The organism is Vibrio sp. Vb1574, assembly GCF_033338675.1.
Genome location: NZ_JAWOTC010000004.1, coordinates 122,992 through 141,041, shown reverse-complemented (window position 1 = coordinate 141,041; position 18,050 = coordinate 122,992). Strand labels below are relative to the sequence as shown.

Genomic DNA, 18,050 nt, shown 5'->3' with positions numbered 1-18,050 from the left:
CAGAGTCAGCAAGATGAGAGTGTGAATTTATCACCATCTTGCGACCTTTCAGAAAAGCTGGTTCAAGCGTACCAACATCAGTTTGATCATATTCTTATTCCATTTTTTCTGTTTGCTTTGATTGTGGCGCTGCCGATGACAACCACAGCAATTCGTTATCTGGAATACACAGAACCGATACCGGAAAAGTATCGGGTTCACCTAAAACTTTGCGTGTTTAGAGAATAAAGCCAGCAAGGCGAGAGACCTTTCTGCCTGACTTTTGTGCATATTTTATTCACTTCACATAACAAACAACGAAATTTAAAAGTTTTAGGAAATATTATGACATTCACTCGTACACTTTTGGCGTTAACGATGGCTATCGTATCTGCCGTATCTTTCGCATCAGAAAAGACCGCAGAACAAAAGCTAGAGGAAGTTAATCAGATACTAAAAGATAACCCTCAAATTCTTGATTCATTGCACCAAAACCTTCAAGAGTACATTGCGTATCAACAGTCATTTGGCGACACCTTGAAGGAGGTTCGTCAATATCTAAGTGATGGCAAACATTCCTCTTTTGGTGCTGAAAACCCTGAGTTAACCATTATTAACGTAACAGACTACAGCTGCCCTTTTTGTAAACGTTTAGAAGGAGAGCTGGTCAAAGTTGGTAAGGAATATCCGCAGGTAAAAGTGCTTAACCTCAATGTCTCTTTTAAAGAACAATACGAGAAAAACGGCTACAACTCGGCAAGTTACGCATTAAATGTTTGGCAAAACCAGCGAGATAAGTACGAACAAGTGCATGAGTTATTGGTGAAAAAACCGGGCGCACATGACGCACGTTCCTTAAATCAAATCGCGAAAAAAACGGGGACAGAAGCGCAGCTTGTCGACGACAAAGAGACCAAGGCGTTGCTTGATAAAAACTATCAGTATTTCACGCAACTTGGTTTACGCGGCACGCCTGCGTTGATCATTAATGATCAAGTCATTCCTGGCTATGTGCCGTTTGACGAGCTAGAACAAGTCATCGACCAAGAACTGGCGAACTAAAACAACAAAGCCCTTCCCTGATAACTCAAGGAAGGGCTTTTTCTATCTAGGCTTAAAACGAAGTTCTAACTACTTTTCGCGACCCACAAACGCCACAACGACTTTGTCATTGCCAAGCGAGCGAGAGAACACATACGCACCTTCTTGTTCAATCACTTGATGTTGACCTGCACCAATCGCTGGGTGCGCTTTACGGAACTGACCAAGGGTTTGCCAGTGTTTGAGTAGCGCTTGCTTCTCATCCGATAGCTTCCACACCATGTCAGAACGTGTGCCTTGGTGGAAATCATCCGCGTAAGGACCAATGTTACGACCAACTTCATCACCATAATAAACCTGAACAGCACCAGGACTCAGAAGCAGTGCATTCGCGGCGTTACGCTGCATACCGTAATCTTTGAAGCGAGAGAAGAACAGCTCGGTATCGTGAGAAGACATGTAGCTCACAGGGTTAAAGTCTTTCTCATTGGCGATAGTATCTGCGTAACTTTGGTAAGTGTCTGCCATTTGGCTGAAACACGCCGCGCCTTTGTCTAACTTCTTCTGCATGTCGAAGTTAATCAACGCGTCAAAGCCATCGTCAAAGTAAGGGCTGCGATAAGCGGTATGTCCCCATACTTCACCCATCATCCAGAATGGCTGACCTGACTTACCGTTCTCTTTACGCCATTGCTCAAGGCTGCTTGATGCCTCTTCTTTCAAGCGTTTCCACACATCGCCTTCAACGTGCTTCACCGTGTCGACACGGTAACCATCAATACCAAAGCGTTTCACCCAATCAGTTTGCCACTCAATTAGGTAGTCCGAGACGGTGTAATTATCACGCGCCTCAACGCGAGTGCCAGGGTTATCCAATAGCCATTGAGCTGGCTTCACGGCTTTGTCTGATTCAGTGATAAAGTCAGGCAAACCCGCCAATGACATGGTGATATCACTGCTGCCCGGAACTGGGTATCCCGGTAGACCTGTTCTTATCCAGTCACCGCCCCACCATTTCGCCCAGTTTGGACTCTGGTAATCAATATTCTGGTGGTAGCTATGCCAATTTTCACCCGCTTTTGGTTGCCAATCCCCCCACTTCTTAGGTAGTTCAGCGTTTGGTTTTAACACCTCAATACCATCAAATTGCAAATCGGCTAACGTTGAGTAACCGGTGTGGTTGATTACTGCGTCCATCAATACTTTAAGGCCACGTTTGTGTGCCTCTTCCACCAGCTTTTTCAGGTCATCTTCGTTACCGAAGTTCTCATCAATCTTGGTGAAATCACGCGTCCAGTAACCGTGGTAAGCGTAAAATGGGAATGAGCCGCTATCGCCGCCGCCCACAAAACCATGCACTTGCTCAACAATTGGCGACAGCCAAATTGCATCTGTACCTAGGCTCTTGATGTAATCTAGCTTTTCGATCACGCCTTTTAGGTCACCACCGTGGAAGGTACCAATCTCTTCTTTGCCGTCTTTCTTTCGCCCATAGCTGTTATCATTGCTGGTATCGGCATTGTTAAAACGGTCGACCATCACGAAGTAAATGTTGGCATTACGGTAATCAAACGGTACTGCTTCTTTGGTTTTCTTCACTGGCTCTAGTAGCACCAAACCGCCGGAATCTTTGCTTGGTGTCAGCGATACTTGCTGATCTTTTACTTCGACCATTTGACCAGAATAGGCATCACGCAACTTGGTGCCATCGGGGAAACTGTCACCCAGCGCGATGGTGACTTCGCCGCCTCGGTAAACCTCACATTGCACTTGTGGGATTGGGCGTTTGAATTCTGTCTTGGCAGCTTTCTTAGGTTCACGCTTGAAGCGTAGAGTTTTGGCTTCCGCATCAAAAGCAAAAGAGTAATCGCCAGTAAAACGGATTTTTAACGGCAGTTCTGTTGGTTTTCCGCAGTTCAGCGCGATAGGTTTGTTGAATTTGACCTTCTGACCATCAGGCGCGACACAGTCGCCTTCAACACCCGTGATTTTGAGCGTGTATCCGTCTTTGGTTAAGGGCACAACCAAAGGTTGCTCTGCACTTAAAGGAAAGTCACGGCTGTTGGTCGTGGTAGAAATGGTGATGTTTGGCTCGGCGATGGCACTTGCCGATGCAAGCAATAAGGTCGTCGTAATCAGATTCAGTTTCATCGTTCAGTCCATTGGTTGCGCATAGGCGCAGTATTCGTGTTGTAGTTTTATTCACACTAATAGTAAATGGATGAAAAACTGAGCACATCATTCTGAAAGGCTACGCCCTAAAGCTTGTGACGCTTCACATTTTGCTTTTATTGGGGCGTAGTTCTATTTACGAGCAGGATAAAAGGGAGTTTAAAGCTGCACGCTGCCTAGGTTGCGCATTTGTCTCATCGCCCAATTGACGCGGCTGATGGTGTAAGAAGTCTGAGGGTAGACTTTGATGCGATACGGATTTGGCAGCACCACCGCAAGCCTTGCTGCTTGGCGTGTTGAAAGTTGTTTAGCTGGAATACCAAAGTAGTTTTGTGCAGCGGCTTCCGCCCCATAAATACCCGGCCCAAACTCCACCACATTCAAATACACTTCGAGAATGCGTTCTTTACTCCACATTGCTTCCATCAGCAGAGCAAAATAAAGTTCATACGCTTTGCGCACATAAGAGTGTGAAGGAAACAGAAACACGTTCTTTGCAGTTTGCTGAGTAATCGTGCTCGCACCGCGAGAGGGACCGTTCTCGCCAGACTCTGAGATCACTTTAAACAAGGAATCAAAATCCACTCCGTAATGGGTCGGGAACTTTTGATCTTCTGTCGCAATCACGGCCAGTTGAATGTGTTTAGAAATATCACTCAAAGGCACCCATTCATTTTGACTCTCTTCAGGAAATCCTTCAGGAGGAGAAATCATGCGGCTGATCTTCCATCCCCAAATTGGTGGATCGATGTATTTCACTATGCCAACGAGCATCACTGGTAAAAGCAAAAGCACCAATAAGATATTGAACAGAAGGGATTTAATCTTTCTCAAAGTCCGACCTAGCCTGATTTAACAAAACAATATGATGCAAGTATAGAGTATGCAGTCTGTTTATCGTTAGTGAAAACTTGGTCAAAAAAAGCCCGATTTACAATGTAAAACGGGCTTAGAATTTGATTAGACTAAATTATTTGTGCAGCTTGTAGAACACGGTTGAAAGTGGAGGCAAACGAAGCTCAAGTGATTGAGGCAGTGATTCACTTTCAACTTTTTCCGTTTTCACACTGGTCAGCACTTTAAAATCGCTGCCGCCGTATTTGCTGTCGTCTGTATTCAGTAGCAGTTCGTATTGACCTGCATTTGGAACACCTAAACGGAAACGCTCGTGTGGTACGGGCGTAAAGTTGGTGATGATCAGAATACGCTCACCTTCTTTACTAATACGCTCGTGCGCTAGGATGCTCGCATCCGCTTCGTCTTGTAGACGCCACTCAAAACCAGCAGGAACACAATCTTGATCGTGCATCGCCGCTTCATTTCGGTATAAGTGGTTCAAATCTCGCATCAGCTTTTGGACACCTTGATGACGCTGATATTCCAGTAAGAACCATTGCAACTGATCATCGTGGTTCCACTCCGCCGTTTGGCCAATTTCCGCGCCCATAAAGTTCAGCTTTTTGCCCGGTTGACCATACATATAACCGTAGTATGCTCGTAGGTTTGCGGTTTGCTGCCATTCATCACCCGGCATCTTGTTATGGATAGAGCCTTTGCCGTACACCACCTCATCGTGAGAGAGAGACAAGACGTAGTTCTCGCTGTGCGCATAAACCAGCGGGAATGTGATGGTATTGTGGTGGTATTTGCGGTGAACAGGATCTTCTTTGATGTATGAAAGACTGTCGTGCATCCACCCCATATTCCACTTGAAGCCAAAACCTAAACCACCCATAAAGGTTGGCGCAGACACGCCCGGAAACGCCGTTGACTCTTCCGCAATCGTCATCGCATTCGGGAAGTGCTTGTACACTTCTTCGTTCATCCATTTTAAGGTTGCGATTGCGTCGTAGTTTTCGTTGCCACCGTCGACGTTTGGTACCCACTGATCGTGACTACGTGAATAATCGAGATAGAGCATCGACGCGACAGCGTCCACGCGAATGCCATCGATATGGAATTGTTCAAACCAGTACAGCGCATTCGATACAAGGAAGCGACGCACATGTTCACGGCCTAAATCATAGATGTATGAGTTCCAGTCTTGGTGCCAACCGCGACGCGGATCTGGATCATGGAACAGAGGCGTACCATCAAAGTTCGCTAAACCATGATCATCCGATGGGAAGTGCGCCGGTACCCAATCCAGCACAACACCGATACCAGCTTGGTGACACGCATCCACGAAGAATTTGAAATCATCAGGGGAGCCAAAGCGGCTAGTTGGTGCAAACAAGCCAACAGGTTGATAGCCCCATGAACCATAGAATGGATGCTCAGACACAGGCATCAGTTCAACGTGGGTGTAGCCCATATCCACAAGGTATGGCACCAACTGCTCCGCGAGTTCGCGGTAGTTCAGGAAATCACCTTTCTCGTCGCGCTTCCATGATCCAGCATGTAGCTCGTAAAACGATAACGCTTCATCACGCTTTTGCGTCACTGCACGGTTTTGCCATTTCGCATCTTGCCATTGGTAACGCTTGTGATCGTAAGTAATGGACGCGAACGATGGGTATTGCTCAGAGTAGAAACCCCAAGGGTCTTGTTTATGAGGAAGCCCTTCCCCATTTGGCCCTTTGAGCTCAAATTTGTATTGTACCCCCTCTTCCAGACCAGGAATGAATAGGCCCCAGATACCGTAGTCTAGGCGTTGCATTGGATGACGACGGCCATCCCATTGGTTGAAGCAACCCACAAGGCTAACAGCCGATGCATGTGGTGCATAAACAAGGAAACGCACACCAGAGATGTTTTCACCGCCACGTTCTAGCGTGACAAAGTGTGCGCCCATGTAGTGATACATGTCTTTTGGCGTATGCAGATGCTCGTACTCTTGGTAGATATTGTGGTACTGGTACGGGTCATCAATAATTTGTTCAACACCATTCCAATCGACCGCTAAACGGTAGTGGGTCAGGTGTAAATCGCGTTGTTCTTTTAAGATGAAACCGCTGTCGCCATCACGCTCAAGCGCCACGCGAGGTTCACCATTAACAAGCAGTTCAACCTTGTTTGCGCCCGGCATCCAAACTCTCAGCGAAGCTTCGTCGTCAATGAATGGACCCAGCGCCGCAAATGGATCTGAGTAAGCCGCCTCAGCAAGCAGTTCGTATGCGCGTTCGTGTTGTTTCTTTATTTTCTTGGTTTTGGTGGTTTTCAAATCTTTCTCCCTAGAGCCAACATCCTTTTCAAGACCAGAGATCTGAATCAAACATCGGTTTCTCCACAGCCAACGTTGTGAACTCACAAAAAGACTCCGCTTCTCACGTTCGTTGCGTAAACGGCGTCAAAATACAAAAATGCCCGCTATTGTCGCGGGCATAATAACGGTACTTCATCCTAACGGATTGTGTTTTAGGAATGAGTGACCTAGACGGAACTTTCGTACCTCTGAGCTAACAAAATTGGTAATCAGCTCGTCCATCTACGCCACTCTAGGCATCTTACTTACTCGCCTGTGCGCGAACTTCAGTAAGGCGTTTAGAAATACGATTCACATCTTCACGGCTGAAGATTTCATCTAGGTTCATCGACAATTTACGACGCCAGTTTGGATACTCATCCACCGTGCCAGGAATGTTGACCGGTTGATCCATTTCTAGCCAGTCTTCAAGCTGAACGCTAAGCAGTGCAGAGTCACCCGCAGCTACGTGCAGTTGCAGCGCTTCGCTTAGGTATGAATCCATTGGCACGTACTGAGCATCATGACCAATGCCTTCTGGCAGATAGCCATGCCAGCGAACGCTGTCTAGAATACCTTGTTTGCACTTCAAGCGGTCAGCGAATAGGCCTTCCAACTGCTGTTCATCAGGGTACAAACCAATCTCACGCCCCATCTTCAAGTCATCACAGTGCCAGAAACCGCGTAGTGTTGGCATATCGTGCGTACACAATGCCGCCATAGACTGCTCTGCGTAATGCTTCGGAGAAATAAAACCACCGTCGTCTTTTGATGTTTCGAAGAAGAAGACTTTGTACGAATGCACACCCGCATCACGAAGGATATCAACGATTTCATCAGGTACAGTACCCAAGTCTTCACCGATTACAGAACACTTATGACGGTGAGATTCCAACGCTAGGATTGCTAGCATGTCTTCAACTGGGTAGTACAGGTATGCGCCTTCTGTCGCTTTCTCGCCTTTTGGAATCCACCAAAGGCGAAGCAGGCCAAGTACGTGGTCGATACGCAATGCACCACAATGCTTCATGTTAGCACGTAGCAATTTGATATAAGCGTCGTAGCCAGTCGCTTCTAAAACCTGAGGGTTAAGCGGAGGCAGACCCCAGTTTTGGCCTAGTGGACCAAGTACATCCGGCGGCGCACCGATGCTTGCATCCAATACTAGCGCGCCTTCGTCTGCCCATGTTTCGCTGCCTGAATCTGCAACACCAACCGCAAGGTCGCGGTACAAACCCACAGCCATGCCTTTTTCTTCGGCTAGCGCTTGTGCTTCTTTGATTTGATCGTCTGCGATCCATTGCAGGTACATGTACAAGTGAACACGATCTTGGTTGTCCTTAATGTACTTCTGAGTACCAGCTGCGTCGAATGTGCGGTATTTCTCAGGGAATACAGGCCAACCCCACATGTTTGCATCTTCTGCATGTAAATCAGCATGAAGTGCATCGAATGCAGCTTGATGTAGCAAGCTGTCGCCGCCTTTTTCAACAAAGTCCAAGAAGGCACGAGCGCGATCGGTGTTTTTGTCTAAATGGCGAGCTTTAAACTCACTGAATAGTAGCGGAAGAACGCTCATTTTTAGTTGCGAAACTTCGGTGTAATTCACCCAATGAGAGTCTCGCGCTTTTTGTAAACGTTGTTGGAACTCTGCGCTACCAACACGCTGTTGTGCTTCTGCACTTAGCGCGAATTCAGGTACAGAGCTTACGTCGATGTACATGATGTTCAACCAACGACGAGAAGACGGGCTGTATGGGCTTGCCCCTTCTGGATTCGCAGGGAACAGCGAGTGAATAGGGTTCAAGCCAATGAAGTCACCGCCACGAGAGGCAATATCACTCACCAGTTGTTTTAGGTCGCCAAAATCACCGATGCCCCAGTTATGCTGAGTACGCAGTGTGTAAAGCTGGATACTAGGACCCCATAGCTTTTTGTGTTGGTTTAGATCGTCTTGTTTGAAACACGCTTTCGGCGTAATGATCAATGACATCTCGTAAGGTGTTTTACGACGCTTACGACTGATGATCAGTTTGTGATAACCCCAAGCCAAGTTCTTTGGCAATGCAAACACTAGAGGGCCACCCTCAGCACGCTCATCACGAACAATTTGGGACTGAAGATAGCCTTCAAGTACCTCTCCTTGTTCTGTTTCTAAACGCCAGCTGAATTCACTCTCACGAGCACTCGTACCTAGGTTTAGTTCCACTTCGACTGGTTCGCCGTCGCGTAAAACAAGAACAGGGGCTAGTACGTCTTTTTTATGTTTCTTTTCAGCAGAAGCCAGTAGTTTTTCATCACTGCTAGTATCGTAGCCAAGCGAAGCGAGCAAGCGGCGTAGCGTCTCCTCAGACACTTTAGCCTCATCTCCCCAAGCACTGACATAGCTATCAGCCAATCTCGCCATTTCCGCGACTTTCTTTAATGCTGTTTGTTCTTTCATCGCTTTCTCCGAAGGTAATACCAACACCTTCCATGTAGGGTTTTATTGTTATCAATAACTTCTTTTGGAAAATGACCAAAGGTAGCGCTTGGCTACCTTGGTCTTAACTAGGTTCTATTAGCGTTTCACCGCTTCAAGTTTCCAGATATTGTTCACGTAGTCTCGGATTGAGCGGTCTGACGTGAACTTGCCAACAAGGGCGGTATTAAGAATGGCCTTCTTCGCCCAGCCAGCTTGATCTTTATATTGTTCGCTCATGTCTTCGTGCGCTTTCACATACGATGCGAAGTCCGCAAGACATAGGTATGGGTCACCGCCATCCAGCAGGCTATCGTACGTTGCACGTAGTAGGCCCGGTTGACCTGGAGTGAATTCTTCACCCAGTAGTAGGTCCATGGACGCTTTGAGTAGGTGATCCGCGTTGTAGTAGTCAAATGGGTTATAACCTTGAGCTTTTAGCGCTTTCACACCTTCAACGTCTAGACCGAAGATGTAGATGTTCTCATCGCCCACTTCTTCACGAATTTCAACGTTCGCACCATCCATCGTACCGATAGTTAGGGCACCGTTTAGCGCCATCTTCATGTTACCTGTACCTGATGCTTCTTTACCCGCTAGCGAGATTTGTTGAGAAACGTCAGCCGCAGGGATAATGATTTCAGCCATGCTCACGCGGTAGTCAGGGATGAATACCACTTTCAGCTTGTTACCGATGCGAGGATCGTTGTTCACCTTGTCTGCAATCTTGTTGATTGCGAAGATGATTTCTTTCGCTAGGTGGTAACCCGGTGCTGCTTTTGCTGCGAAGAACACAACGCGTGGCGTACACTCAAAACCTGGTTCATTAAGAATACGGTGGTACAGAGACAGTACGTGTAGCAAGTCTAGATGCTGACGTTTGTACTCGTGCAGACGCTTGATTTGAACATCGAAGATTGCATTAGTATCGAGCTCGATACCCATGTTCTCTTTCACCCAAGTTGCTAGGCGTTCTTTGTTCTCTTTCTTCACTGCCATGAATTCTTTTTGGAATGTCGCGTCAGTAGCGTACTTCGCAATACCTTCAAGTTGCTCTAGTTTCGCTGGCCATTCTGGGCCGACTTTCTCAGTGATAAGCTGAGACAGACCTGGGTTACAGAACTTCAACCAGCGACGTGGCGTAATACCGTTCGTTACGTTGTGTAGACGTGTCGGGTACATTTCGTGGAACTCTGGGAATAGGTCTTTCTTAACCAGTTCAGAGTGAAGTGCTGCTACACCGTTTACTGCGTAAGAGCCGATTACACATAGGTTTGCCATGCGAACCATGCGGTGGAAACCTTCTTCGATGATAGAAAGCTTCTGTTGCTTCGCGACATCACCCGGCCACATTGCACGTACGTCTTGTAGGAAGCGGTGGTTGATCTCGTAAATGATCTCCATGTGACGTGGTAGCAGGTGCTGGATTAGCGACTCTGGCCATGTCTCTAGTGCTTCTGGAAGTAGCGTGTGGTTGGTGTACGCAAATGTCTTAGAGCTGATTTCCCAAGCCGCTTCCCAAGTTAAACCTTTTTCATCCATCAGGATGCGCATTAGTTCAGGAATCGCAATCGTTGGGTGTGTATCGTTAAGCTGGATAGTCTCTTGCTTAGGTAGATCCGCTAGCGAGTAGCCCGCAGCTTCGTGGCGACGTAGGATGTCACGTACAGACGCTGCTGAGTGGAAGTACTGCTGCATTAGACGCAGTGTTTTACCTTTCTCGTGGTTGTCGTTCGGGTAAAGCACTTTAGTGATGTTACCTGCGTCGATCAGTGCGTGCTGAGCTTCGAAGTAATCACCATTGTTAAAGCTTGCTAGTGAGAATGGTGCAATCGCCTGACATTCCCAAAGACGTAGCGGGTAAACCGTGTCTGATTCGTAACCCACAATTGGAAGATCCCAAGGCATTGCTCTTACTGTCATGCCTGGTACCCATTTGCGAACTTCTTTACCGTTCTCGTTAATCACTTCAACGTGACCGTAGAAACCGATCTCTTGCGCAAGTTCTGGACGCGCAATTTCCCAAGGGTAGCCTTCTACACCGCGCCAAGCGTCAGGTGCTTCTTGCTGGCGACCATCTTTGAATGACTGTTTAAATAGACCGTATTCGTAATGTAAACCATAGCCGACAGTTGGGAATTCTTGTGCCGCACATGAATCCATGAAACACGCAGCCAGACGACCAAGGCCACCGTTACCCAATGATGGGTCGCGCTCTTCTTCTAGCAGATCAGTTAGGTTGTAACCCAGTTCAGCCATTGCTTCTGTTACTTGTTCATACAGACCCATGCTGATTAGGTTGTTACCCGTCAAACGACCGATAAGGAATTCTAGCGAAAGGTAGTTAACGCTCTTCGCACTTTTAATGCGTGGATCTTCTTCTGTCGCAAGCAAATCTAGAGTAGTAAATTCAGCCAGAGCATGCCCCATTGCTAGGTACCATGCGCGGCTGTCTGCGTTTTCAATCGTATGAGCGTAAGTTACAGATAAGTGTTTCTTTACGCTTTCTTGGAACGACTTCTTGTCAAATTGTTTTTGTTGAGTAGGTTTCATTACGAAATTCTCACGTCTTTTGGTAATTCATCTGCCATACATCGTGCATTTACCTCTGTGAATAAACATCCTCCTAATTCTCATCCTTTGAAGGAGGAGGGCTGAGGGCGTAGAGGGGGTACCATTGCTAGGTTAGTGATCCAAATCTCAACAAAGTGAACTTTGCACCAGTTCTTAGTGATTTTGATCACAATGGAATGTGAGAAAGGTTAAAACCCGTTCATGACGCTTTTTATAGTCCACTCATCTGATGATGTGAAAATTGTAATATCGGTCACATTAACTCGGTCAGCGTAGAAGAACTTTTCGTAATCTATGTGCAACGCGATCTTAACGCTAACGAAACAAACGATATTTAAGTGACGACAATCACAAATAAAGGGCGTAGTTGATGGTAAATCCATCAACCCTTGAGAATTAGGAAGTGGATCAAAGTAACGAACATTTCTGATGTCGTAACATCCCACTCAGCTCACAGGATTGTACGCTTTTTATACAAACTAGAATTAGGCGATGTGAGTTATTTCTAGTTTTCGCTAGCTTTTATATCTAAGTGACCGTATGGAATGGTTTTTCAGACGGACGCAAGCCCCAACAGTAGCGACATTATCCGGCATTCAAACAGTGTTTTTGATGCTGATGACATCATTCAGTAAGACGGCTTTCAAGGGGGCTTTACTAGAATGATCACGTTGCTGCCATTTGGGTATACATAAATAAGGACATAACTACTAATGTGGATTCCATCTAAGCTTACTCGACCAGGACGCCTGCACAATGCCATCGTGCGCCCACGAGTGTTGGACTTACTACAGCAAGCGCCTTACTACAAATTGGTTTTATTCCGATCCCCAGCAGGTTACGGAAAAACAACAATGGCAGCGCAGTGGCTATCCGATAAGCCAAACGTCGGTTGGTACAGCATTGATGACAGCGATAACGACGGCTTTCGCTTTGTAAACTATCTGCTTCAAGCATTAAACAAAGCCACCAACTTCAGTTGCGCTAACGCACAAAAACTGGCGGAAAAACGTCAGATCTCGTCTTTACGCTCCCTATTTAGCGAAGTATTCGCTGAAATGGCTGACTTTCATCAAGAGTGCTACGTGGTACTTGATGACTACCATTTAATCACGAATGATGAAATCCATGAATCCATGCGTTTCTTCTTAAAGCACATGCCAGACAACCTCACCGTTGTGGTAACCAGTCGTGCAGCGCCGCCTCTGGGCACTGCAAACTTACGTGTTCGTGATTTAATGATCGAAATCGGCAACGAGATGTTGGCGTTCGATACCGAAGAAACCACTCGCTTCTTTAACCAGCGTATCGCCGATGGTATCGATGAAGACATGGCGAACAGCCTAAGAACCTATGTTGAAGGTTGGCCATCGGCGATGCAGTTGATCGCATTACAAGCCCAACATCAAAACCGCACATTGGCACAAACTGTAGAGTCGGTATCGCAGTTCAATCACGCGCACTTGTGGGATTACTTGGTCGAAGAAGTGTTTGACTTACTCGATCACGAAACTCGTCACTTTTTAATGCAAGTATCCGTGCTTGACCACTTCAATGATGAGCTAGTGTTTGCCCTTACCCAACGCGAAGATGCACTGGGAATGATTGAATCGCTTAACCGTTACGGCTTATTCATTTACCCGCTCGAAGGGGAACAGAACTGGTTCCGGTTCCATAACTTATTTGGCGAGTTTTTGTCTCATGAGCGCCAAGCTCGTATTCCTCAGCAAGAAAAAGATCTCCACCGCAATGCTGCTATCGCTTGGTTACAGCAAAAAGCACCACACCAAGCGATTCATCATGCACAAAAATCGAATGATAAGGACTTAGTGGTAGAGATCCTAAACGAATTCGGCTGGAAGATGTTTAACCAAGGCGAACTCAGCACACTGGAAAGCTCAATTAACAAGTTGGACGATGATCTGTTGTTCAGCCACCCAAAACTTACGATGCTCCGAGCATGGTTGGCTCAAAGTCAGCATCGTTATAACCAAGTGGGCCACCTGCTTGAAGAAGCGGAAGAGGAACACAAAAAGCGTAACATTGCGTTAGATATTCATTATCAAGGTCAAGCAAACGCGTTGCTTGCTCAAGTGGCTATCAACAGTAACCAGCCAGAAAAAGCTCTCGAATTAGCGGAGTTAGCGCTTAGCCAACTTGATAACACAATTTACCGTAGCCGAATTGTGGCGACTTCGGTTGTTGGTGAAGTTAACCACGTGCTAGGTAAACTAGACCGTGCTTTGCCGATGATGCAACAAACTGAAAAGCTAGCTCGTCAGTATCAGGTATATCACCAAGCGTTATGGGCAATATTGCAGCAAAGCGAGATTTTAATTGCACAAGGTTACGTGCAAGCTGCCTTTGAACTACAAGATTCCGCATTCCGTCTGATTGAAGATCAGCAGCTTCAGCATGTTCCTCTTCATGAATTTTTGCTGCGTATTCGCGCGCAAGTACTTTGGTGCTGGAACCGACTTGATGAAGCGGAAGAATGCGCGTACAAAGGTCTGCAAATTCTCGAAAACCATTCACCAAGCAAGCACTTACATAGCTATTCGATGTTGGCGCGTATTGCGATTGGACGCGGTGAATTAGACAAAGCCGGTAAATTTATTGAGCATATACAGCACTTGATGAAACAGTCGACTTACCACGTAGATTGGACTGCAAACGCTTCACTATCGTTGATTCTATTTTGGCAAGCGCGCGGGAATACCGATGCAATGCAAGAATGGCTCAACACTGCGGTTCGTCCTGAATCGGCATGCAACCACTTTTCTCAATTGCAATGGCGTAACATTGCCCGCGCCCACATTAACTTAGGCCAATATACCGACGCTCGTGCTGCGTTAGATTTCCTCCAAGGTGAAGCTCGTCGCACTAACCTAATCACAGATACTAATCGCAACTTAGTGGTAGAAGCGGTCCTTTCTGCTCGCCAAAAAGATGAGGAGCAAGCCAAGGCACTGTTAAAAGAAGCATTAGTAATGACGAACCAAACTGGCATGGTCGGAAACTTCCTGATTGATGGTGCAACCATTGGCGGTCTGCTGGAGAAGTTGAGCCTCCGCCATGAACTGGGCGATCTTGAGCGTCACCGTGCTCAACAGTTAATGAAGGACATTTCATCGAATCAACGTAGCCGGTCGATTCACTTTGATGAAGACTTTATTGAAAAGTTGGTGAATCACCCTAATGTGCCAGAGCTAGTACGTACCAGCCCATTAACACAACGCGAATGGCAGGTTCTGGGACTGATTTATTCAGGCTTTAGTAACGAGCAAATCGCACAAGAGCTGGATGTGGCAGGTACGACAATTAAAACCCACATTCGCAACCTGTACCAAAAGCTTAATATTGCTAATCGTAAAGAAGCCATTGTGACAGCTGAAAATTTGCTGCAGTTGATGGGATACTGAACTGCTAGATAAACGGGTTAAAACGTAAAGTAAAACACAAGGGTTGGCGTAACACGTCAGCCCTTTTTTATGACTGAAAGTAAGAGAAGTGCAATTTGCAAAGCACGTAAGTAACGTTGTTCATATAAAAAAATAGCCAACCGCAATAATCGCGATTGGCTTATATTTAGTGTGAACAAATTGTATTCACTAACAACGTCAGTTGGCTAGGTGACCCTCGGCTTAAGAAGGGTCGAGCATTATTATGCATTAATCATGCCAAAATGCAAAGACTTATTTTTGGGCACAAGATCTCATATAAGTTGGATTTATTCACGCGAAAATTATCAAAATGCAATTCCATAACGCAAATTGCAATTGCATAATGCAACCAAGATTGATAATTGATAGTAGAGTTAATCATCTCAAAAATGTAAACCAAGCATTAAAAGCTCGTTACGGCGGCATTGTCTCTTGGCGGGTAATAAAGATAGGCAATAGATTGGATATAAAACCAAGTAGTTACAGCACTATTTCATACTTTTTTCATCGCAATGTTTGTATACTCTCTGCCATCGAAACGACTTAGCATTAGAGCAATGAACTACTTAATTACTTTCTTCAAGGGAATCGCCATGGGTGCAGCAGATGTGGTACCTGGTGTATCTGGCGGCACCATCGCGTTTATCACTGGTATTTACGATACGCTGCTTGAAAGCATTCGACGCATTAACCCCTCACTTTTCTCTATCTGGCGAAAAGAAGGGGTTAAAGCCGCGTTTAATCACATCAACGGATTCTTCCTTATCGCTCTGTTTGCCGGCATTTTCACCAGTATTGCAACGCTAGCAAAGTTGATTACTTGGCTTCTTGACACACACCCGATCCCACTTTGGTCATTTTTCTTTGGTTTGATTTTGGTCTCTGTGTATCACATTATTCGTCAGGTTGAGCAACGCGATCTTGTCCGCTTTGTCATTCTGCTCGTTGGTGTCGGGTTTGCTTATAGTATTACTGTGCTCAAACCTTTACACATGGAACCAACGGCCATTAACACCTTATTCGCTGGAGCTATCGCGATTTGTGCGATGATCTTGCCGGGTATCTCTGGCAGTTTTATTTTGCTGCTGATTGGCATGTATGCTCCTGTATTAGCCGCAGTGAAAGGTTTTCAAGTCGATACATTAGCGCTATTTTTGTCTGGCTGCGTGATCGGTTTACTGTCCTTCTCTCACTTATTGTCGTGGTTACTACGCAAGTTCCGTGATTTCACCCTGATGTTTTTGACTGGATTAATGATTGGTACGTTGCCAAAGATTTGGCCATGGAAAGAAACCATCACTTGGCGCACCAATTCGAAGGGCGAACAAGTGCCATTGCTACAGCACAACCTATCACCATTTGAATTTGAACACGTGACATCACAACCTTCTCAGTTAGTACTTGCTGTCGTAATGATGCTTGCAGCCATTGCTCTGGTTTTGGGTCTAGAGAAATTCGCAGATTCAGATAAATAACTTTGGTATCAAACACATACTGAACCAAATAAAAACGGAGCCAATTGGCTCCGTTTTTATCTATTGGCTAAGGGCAAAACATCTCAATTGAAAACTCTGCTGTATTTGATGCAATAAAGTCCGTCGCGTTACTAAGAAGCTGGTCACCGAGGTATAACGCACAATTTACCGAGGTCACGAGTTGGCGAGCGGCGCATCTGTGCTACGATGCTCGTAATGTTAAGTGATAAATGCTGAACCTTAATGAAACTGTTACAAATCGCCGCTGTTTCAGCCGCATTAGTTGCGGGATTTTATGCCCCGACTCTAATAAAAAGCTTTTCTTCTTCCACTCAAAGCAAGTCAATAGATGAATACTGCTTTCTCTCTACAACCTCTTGCGTCCAAGAAAATGTTACGATGACGCTAAACTCAGAAACTGCTCAACCCTTGGTTCCTACCACTCTAAATGTTGAGTGGCATACAAGCGATGCTAAGCAACTCATCCTAAGTCTTTCAGGAAGAGAAATGGAGATGGGTGAGCCTAAGTTTTTGCTGAAGCAAATCGCTCCTGGCCAATATCAAGGTGACATCATTCTCCCGGTTTGCACGGAGGATGCAATGACTTGGGTTGGTGAACTCAGTGATGGAGAGAATACCGTTTACCCTGCTATAAAAATGCAAAGATAAGGAATCGTTATGAGCCGCAATTGGTCCCTATTTCTCGTAGCTGCTTTCGCACTCGGGTTTGGCGTAAAGAGCTATTTAGATAACCAGAAAACGAAGCCAGAGCAAGTGGACAGTTCCACCTCTCAACAAACGGTATTGTTTGGGGAAAATAACCAAGCCGTCAATATCTTCGATGTGAATGACCCTCGCATCCGAGTCGTCTATTTTGGCTTTACTCGCTGCCCAGACGTTTGCCCAACTTCTCTTGCAATGCTGGCAGGAGCACTGAATCAAATTGACGACGCGCAAAAAGCACAACTACGCCCGATGTTCATTTCTTTAGACCCAGAGCGTGATGAGGCCGATGCATCAGCAAAATATGCCCATTACTTCCATCCAATGATTGAAGGCCTATCGGCACCACTTGATGTAACGACACCTTTGGCACACAACTATGGTGTCATTTTCCGCAAGACAGAATTGGAAGGCTCGGAACTAAAGTACACGCTGGATCATAGCTCTTACTTTTACTTCTTGAAGCCGGATGGCACGTTAATCACTAAAGTACCGCATACGCTCTCGCCGGCACCGATTGTTGAAGCCATTTCAAAACTAACGACCGAAGGCTCTTCAAATGACGGTTAAGTCAGTGCTGAAGCAATTTTTCAATTTCCTAACTCATACCAACCCCAATGTCGAACAAGACGTCGATACGATCATTGACGCCATTGGGGGCATAGAGAACCTGCTAGAAACTGGTGCATGTGCGACTCGGCTGCGTCTTACCCTCAGAGCGACGTCCGTCATCGATAAGAACGCACTCAAAAATCATGGCGCGCATGGAGTCGTGATATTGGATGATCGTCATGTCCAAATCATATACGGCTTAAAAGCCAACACGTATTCGCAGATTATGGAAGAGCGCATCACAAAACAAAGTTAATATTTTTGCAGTATAGCTACCCTCTTTAAAAAAGGGCAGCTATACTCTTTTGGCTTAATTAACTCACTTATTTATTAACCAACGAAGAGGACACAAGATGATTGTATTGAATAACACTAACTGGGCATCG

12 protein-coding genes are annotated in these 18,050 nt (G+C 45.9%); 7 read left to right on the top strand and 5 right to left on the bottom strand.

Annotated elements, in window-relative coordinates; all coding sequences use genetic code 11:
* Window positions 1–21: 21 nt before the first annotated feature.
* Entirely contained in the window at window positions 22–228 is a 207-nt protein-coding gene (locus tag R7O12_RS04690) for a hypothetical protein (protein WP_005374843.1), read from the top strand.
* A gap of 96 nt (window positions 229–324) precedes the next feature.
* Window positions 325–1,041 (top strand): DsbA family protein, encoded by a 717-nt coding sequence (locus R7O12_RS04685; protein WP_053349997.1) that lies wholly within the window; start codon window positions 325–327, stop codon window positions 1,039–1,041.
* A 69-nt stretch (window positions 1,042–1,110) separates the two neighbouring features.
* Here the strand turns inward: R7O12_RS04685 and R7O12_RS04680 are convergent, their stop codons facing one another.
* From R7O12_RS04680 to R7O12_RS04660, 5 genes are all read right to left on the bottom strand, one after another.
* On the bottom strand, window positions 1,111–3,171 hold the full coding sequence (locus R7O12_RS04680; protein ID WP_318125658.1) for an alpha-amylase: 2,061 nt from the start codon (window positions 3,169–3,171) through the stop codon (window positions 1,111–1,113).
* 180 nt (window positions 3,172–3,351) lie between these two features.
* A complete protein-coding gene (mtgA, locus tag R7O12_RS04675; RefSeq protein ID WP_025998606.1) occupies window positions 3,352–4,026 on the bottom strand; it encodes a monofunctional biosynthetic peptidoglycan transglycosylase in 675 nt (224 codons plus the stop codon).
* 136 nt (window positions 4,027–4,162) lie between these two features.
* A complete protein-coding gene (gene glgB / locus R7O12_RS04670) occupies window positions 4,163–6,406 on the bottom strand; it encodes a 1,4-alpha-glucan branching protein GlgB (protein ID WP_318125674.1) in 2,244 nt (747 codons plus the stop codon).
* 232 nt (window positions 6,407–6,638) lie between these two features.
* On the bottom strand, window positions 6,639–8,819 hold the full coding sequence (gene malQ, locus R7O12_RS04665; protein ID WP_318125657.1) for a 4-alpha-glucanotransferase: 2,181 nt from the start codon (window positions 8,817–8,819) through the stop codon (window positions 6,639–6,641).
* Window positions 8,820–8,936: 117 nt separating this feature from the next.
* Window positions 8,937–11,390: a glycogen/starch/alpha-glucan phosphorylase gene (locus R7O12_RS04660; protein ID WP_053307964.1), complete on the bottom strand. Its 2,454-nt coding sequence runs from the start codon at window positions 11,388–11,390 to the stop codon at window positions 8,937–8,939.
* Window positions 11,391–12,124: 734 nt separating this feature from the next.
* Between R7O12_RS04660 and malT the strand changes: the two genes are divergently transcribed.
* The 5 genes from malT (at window position 12,125) to R7O12_RS04635 (ending at window position 17,920) form a co-directional block, all read left to right on the top strand.
* Window positions 12,125–14,833 carry an HTH-type transcriptional regulator MalT gene (gene malT, locus R7O12_RS04655; protein ID WP_005374834.1) on the top strand — a complete coding sequence of 903 codons (2,709 nt, stop codon included), beginning with the start codon at window positions 12,125–12,127 and terminating at the stop codon, window positions 14,831–14,833.
* 578 nt (window positions 14,834–15,411) lie between these two features.
* Window positions 15,412–16,329, top strand: a complete 918-nt coding sequence (locus R7O12_RS04650; RefSeq protein WP_031778872.1) for a DUF368 domain-containing protein — start codon at window positions 15,412–15,414, stop codon at window positions 16,327–16,329.
* Window positions 16,330–16,572: 243 nt separating this feature from the next.
* Window positions 16,573–16,998 (top strand): hypothetical protein, encoded by a 426-nt coding sequence (locus R7O12_RS04645; protein ID WP_025768641.1) that lies wholly within the window; start codon window positions 16,573–16,575, stop codon window positions 16,996–16,998.
* A gap of 9 nt (window positions 16,999–17,007) precedes the next feature.
* Window positions 17,008–17,622, top strand: coding sequence for an SCO family protein (locus R7O12_RS04640; RefSeq protein WP_042522188.1), 615 nt, complete (start codon window positions 17,008–17,010; stop codon window positions 17,620–17,622).
* Window positions 17,612–17,920, top strand: a complete 309-nt coding sequence (locus R7O12_RS04635) for a PTS transporter subunit EIIB (protein WP_005384641.1) — start codon at window positions 17,612–17,614, stop codon at window positions 17,918–17,920. Before R7O12_RS04640 ends, R7O12_RS04635 begins: the two co-directional genes overlap by 11 nt.
* The last annotated feature ends 130 nt before the right edge of the window (window positions 17,921–18,050 follow it).

What these genes read in the sequence shown, in the direction of transcription:
- R7O12_RS04685 (WP_053349997.1), top strand. Translation starts at nt 325, where the DNA reads ATGACATTCACTCGTACACTTTTGGCGTTAACGATGGCTATCGTATCT.
- R7O12_RS04680 (WP_318125658.1), bottom strand. Translation starts at nt 3,171, where the DNA reads ATGAAACTGAATCTGATTACGACGACCTTATTGCTTGCATCGGCAAGT.
- malQ (WP_318125657.1), bottom strand. Translation starts at nt 8,819, where the DNA reads ATGAAAGAACAAACAGCATTAAAGAAAGTCGCGGAAATGGCGAGATTG.
- R7O12_RS04660 (WP_053307964.1), bottom strand. Translation starts at nt 11,390, where the DNA reads ATGAAACCTACTCAACAAAAACAATTTGACAAGAAGTCGTTCCAAGAA.
- malT (WP_005374834.1), top strand. Translation starts at nt 12,125, where the DNA reads ATGTGGATTCCATCTAAGCTTACTCGACCAGGACGCCTGCACAATGCC.
- R7O12_RS04650 (WP_031778872.1), top strand. Translation starts at nt 15,412, where the DNA reads ATGAACTACTTAATTACTTTCTTCAAGGGAATCGCCATGGGTGCAGCA.
- R7O12_RS04645 (WP_025768641.1), top strand. Translation starts at nt 16,573, where the DNA reads ATGAAACTGTTACAAATCGCCGCTGTTTCAGCCGCATTAGTTGCGGGA.
- R7O12_RS04640 (WP_042522188.1), top strand. Translation starts at nt 17,008, where the DNA reads ATGAGCCGCAATTGGTCCCTATTTCTCGTAGCTGCTTTCGCACTCGGG.
- R7O12_RS04635 (WP_005384641.1), top strand. Translation starts at nt 17,612, where the DNA reads ATGACGGTTAAGTCAGTGCTGAAGCAATTTTTCAATTTCCTAACTCAT.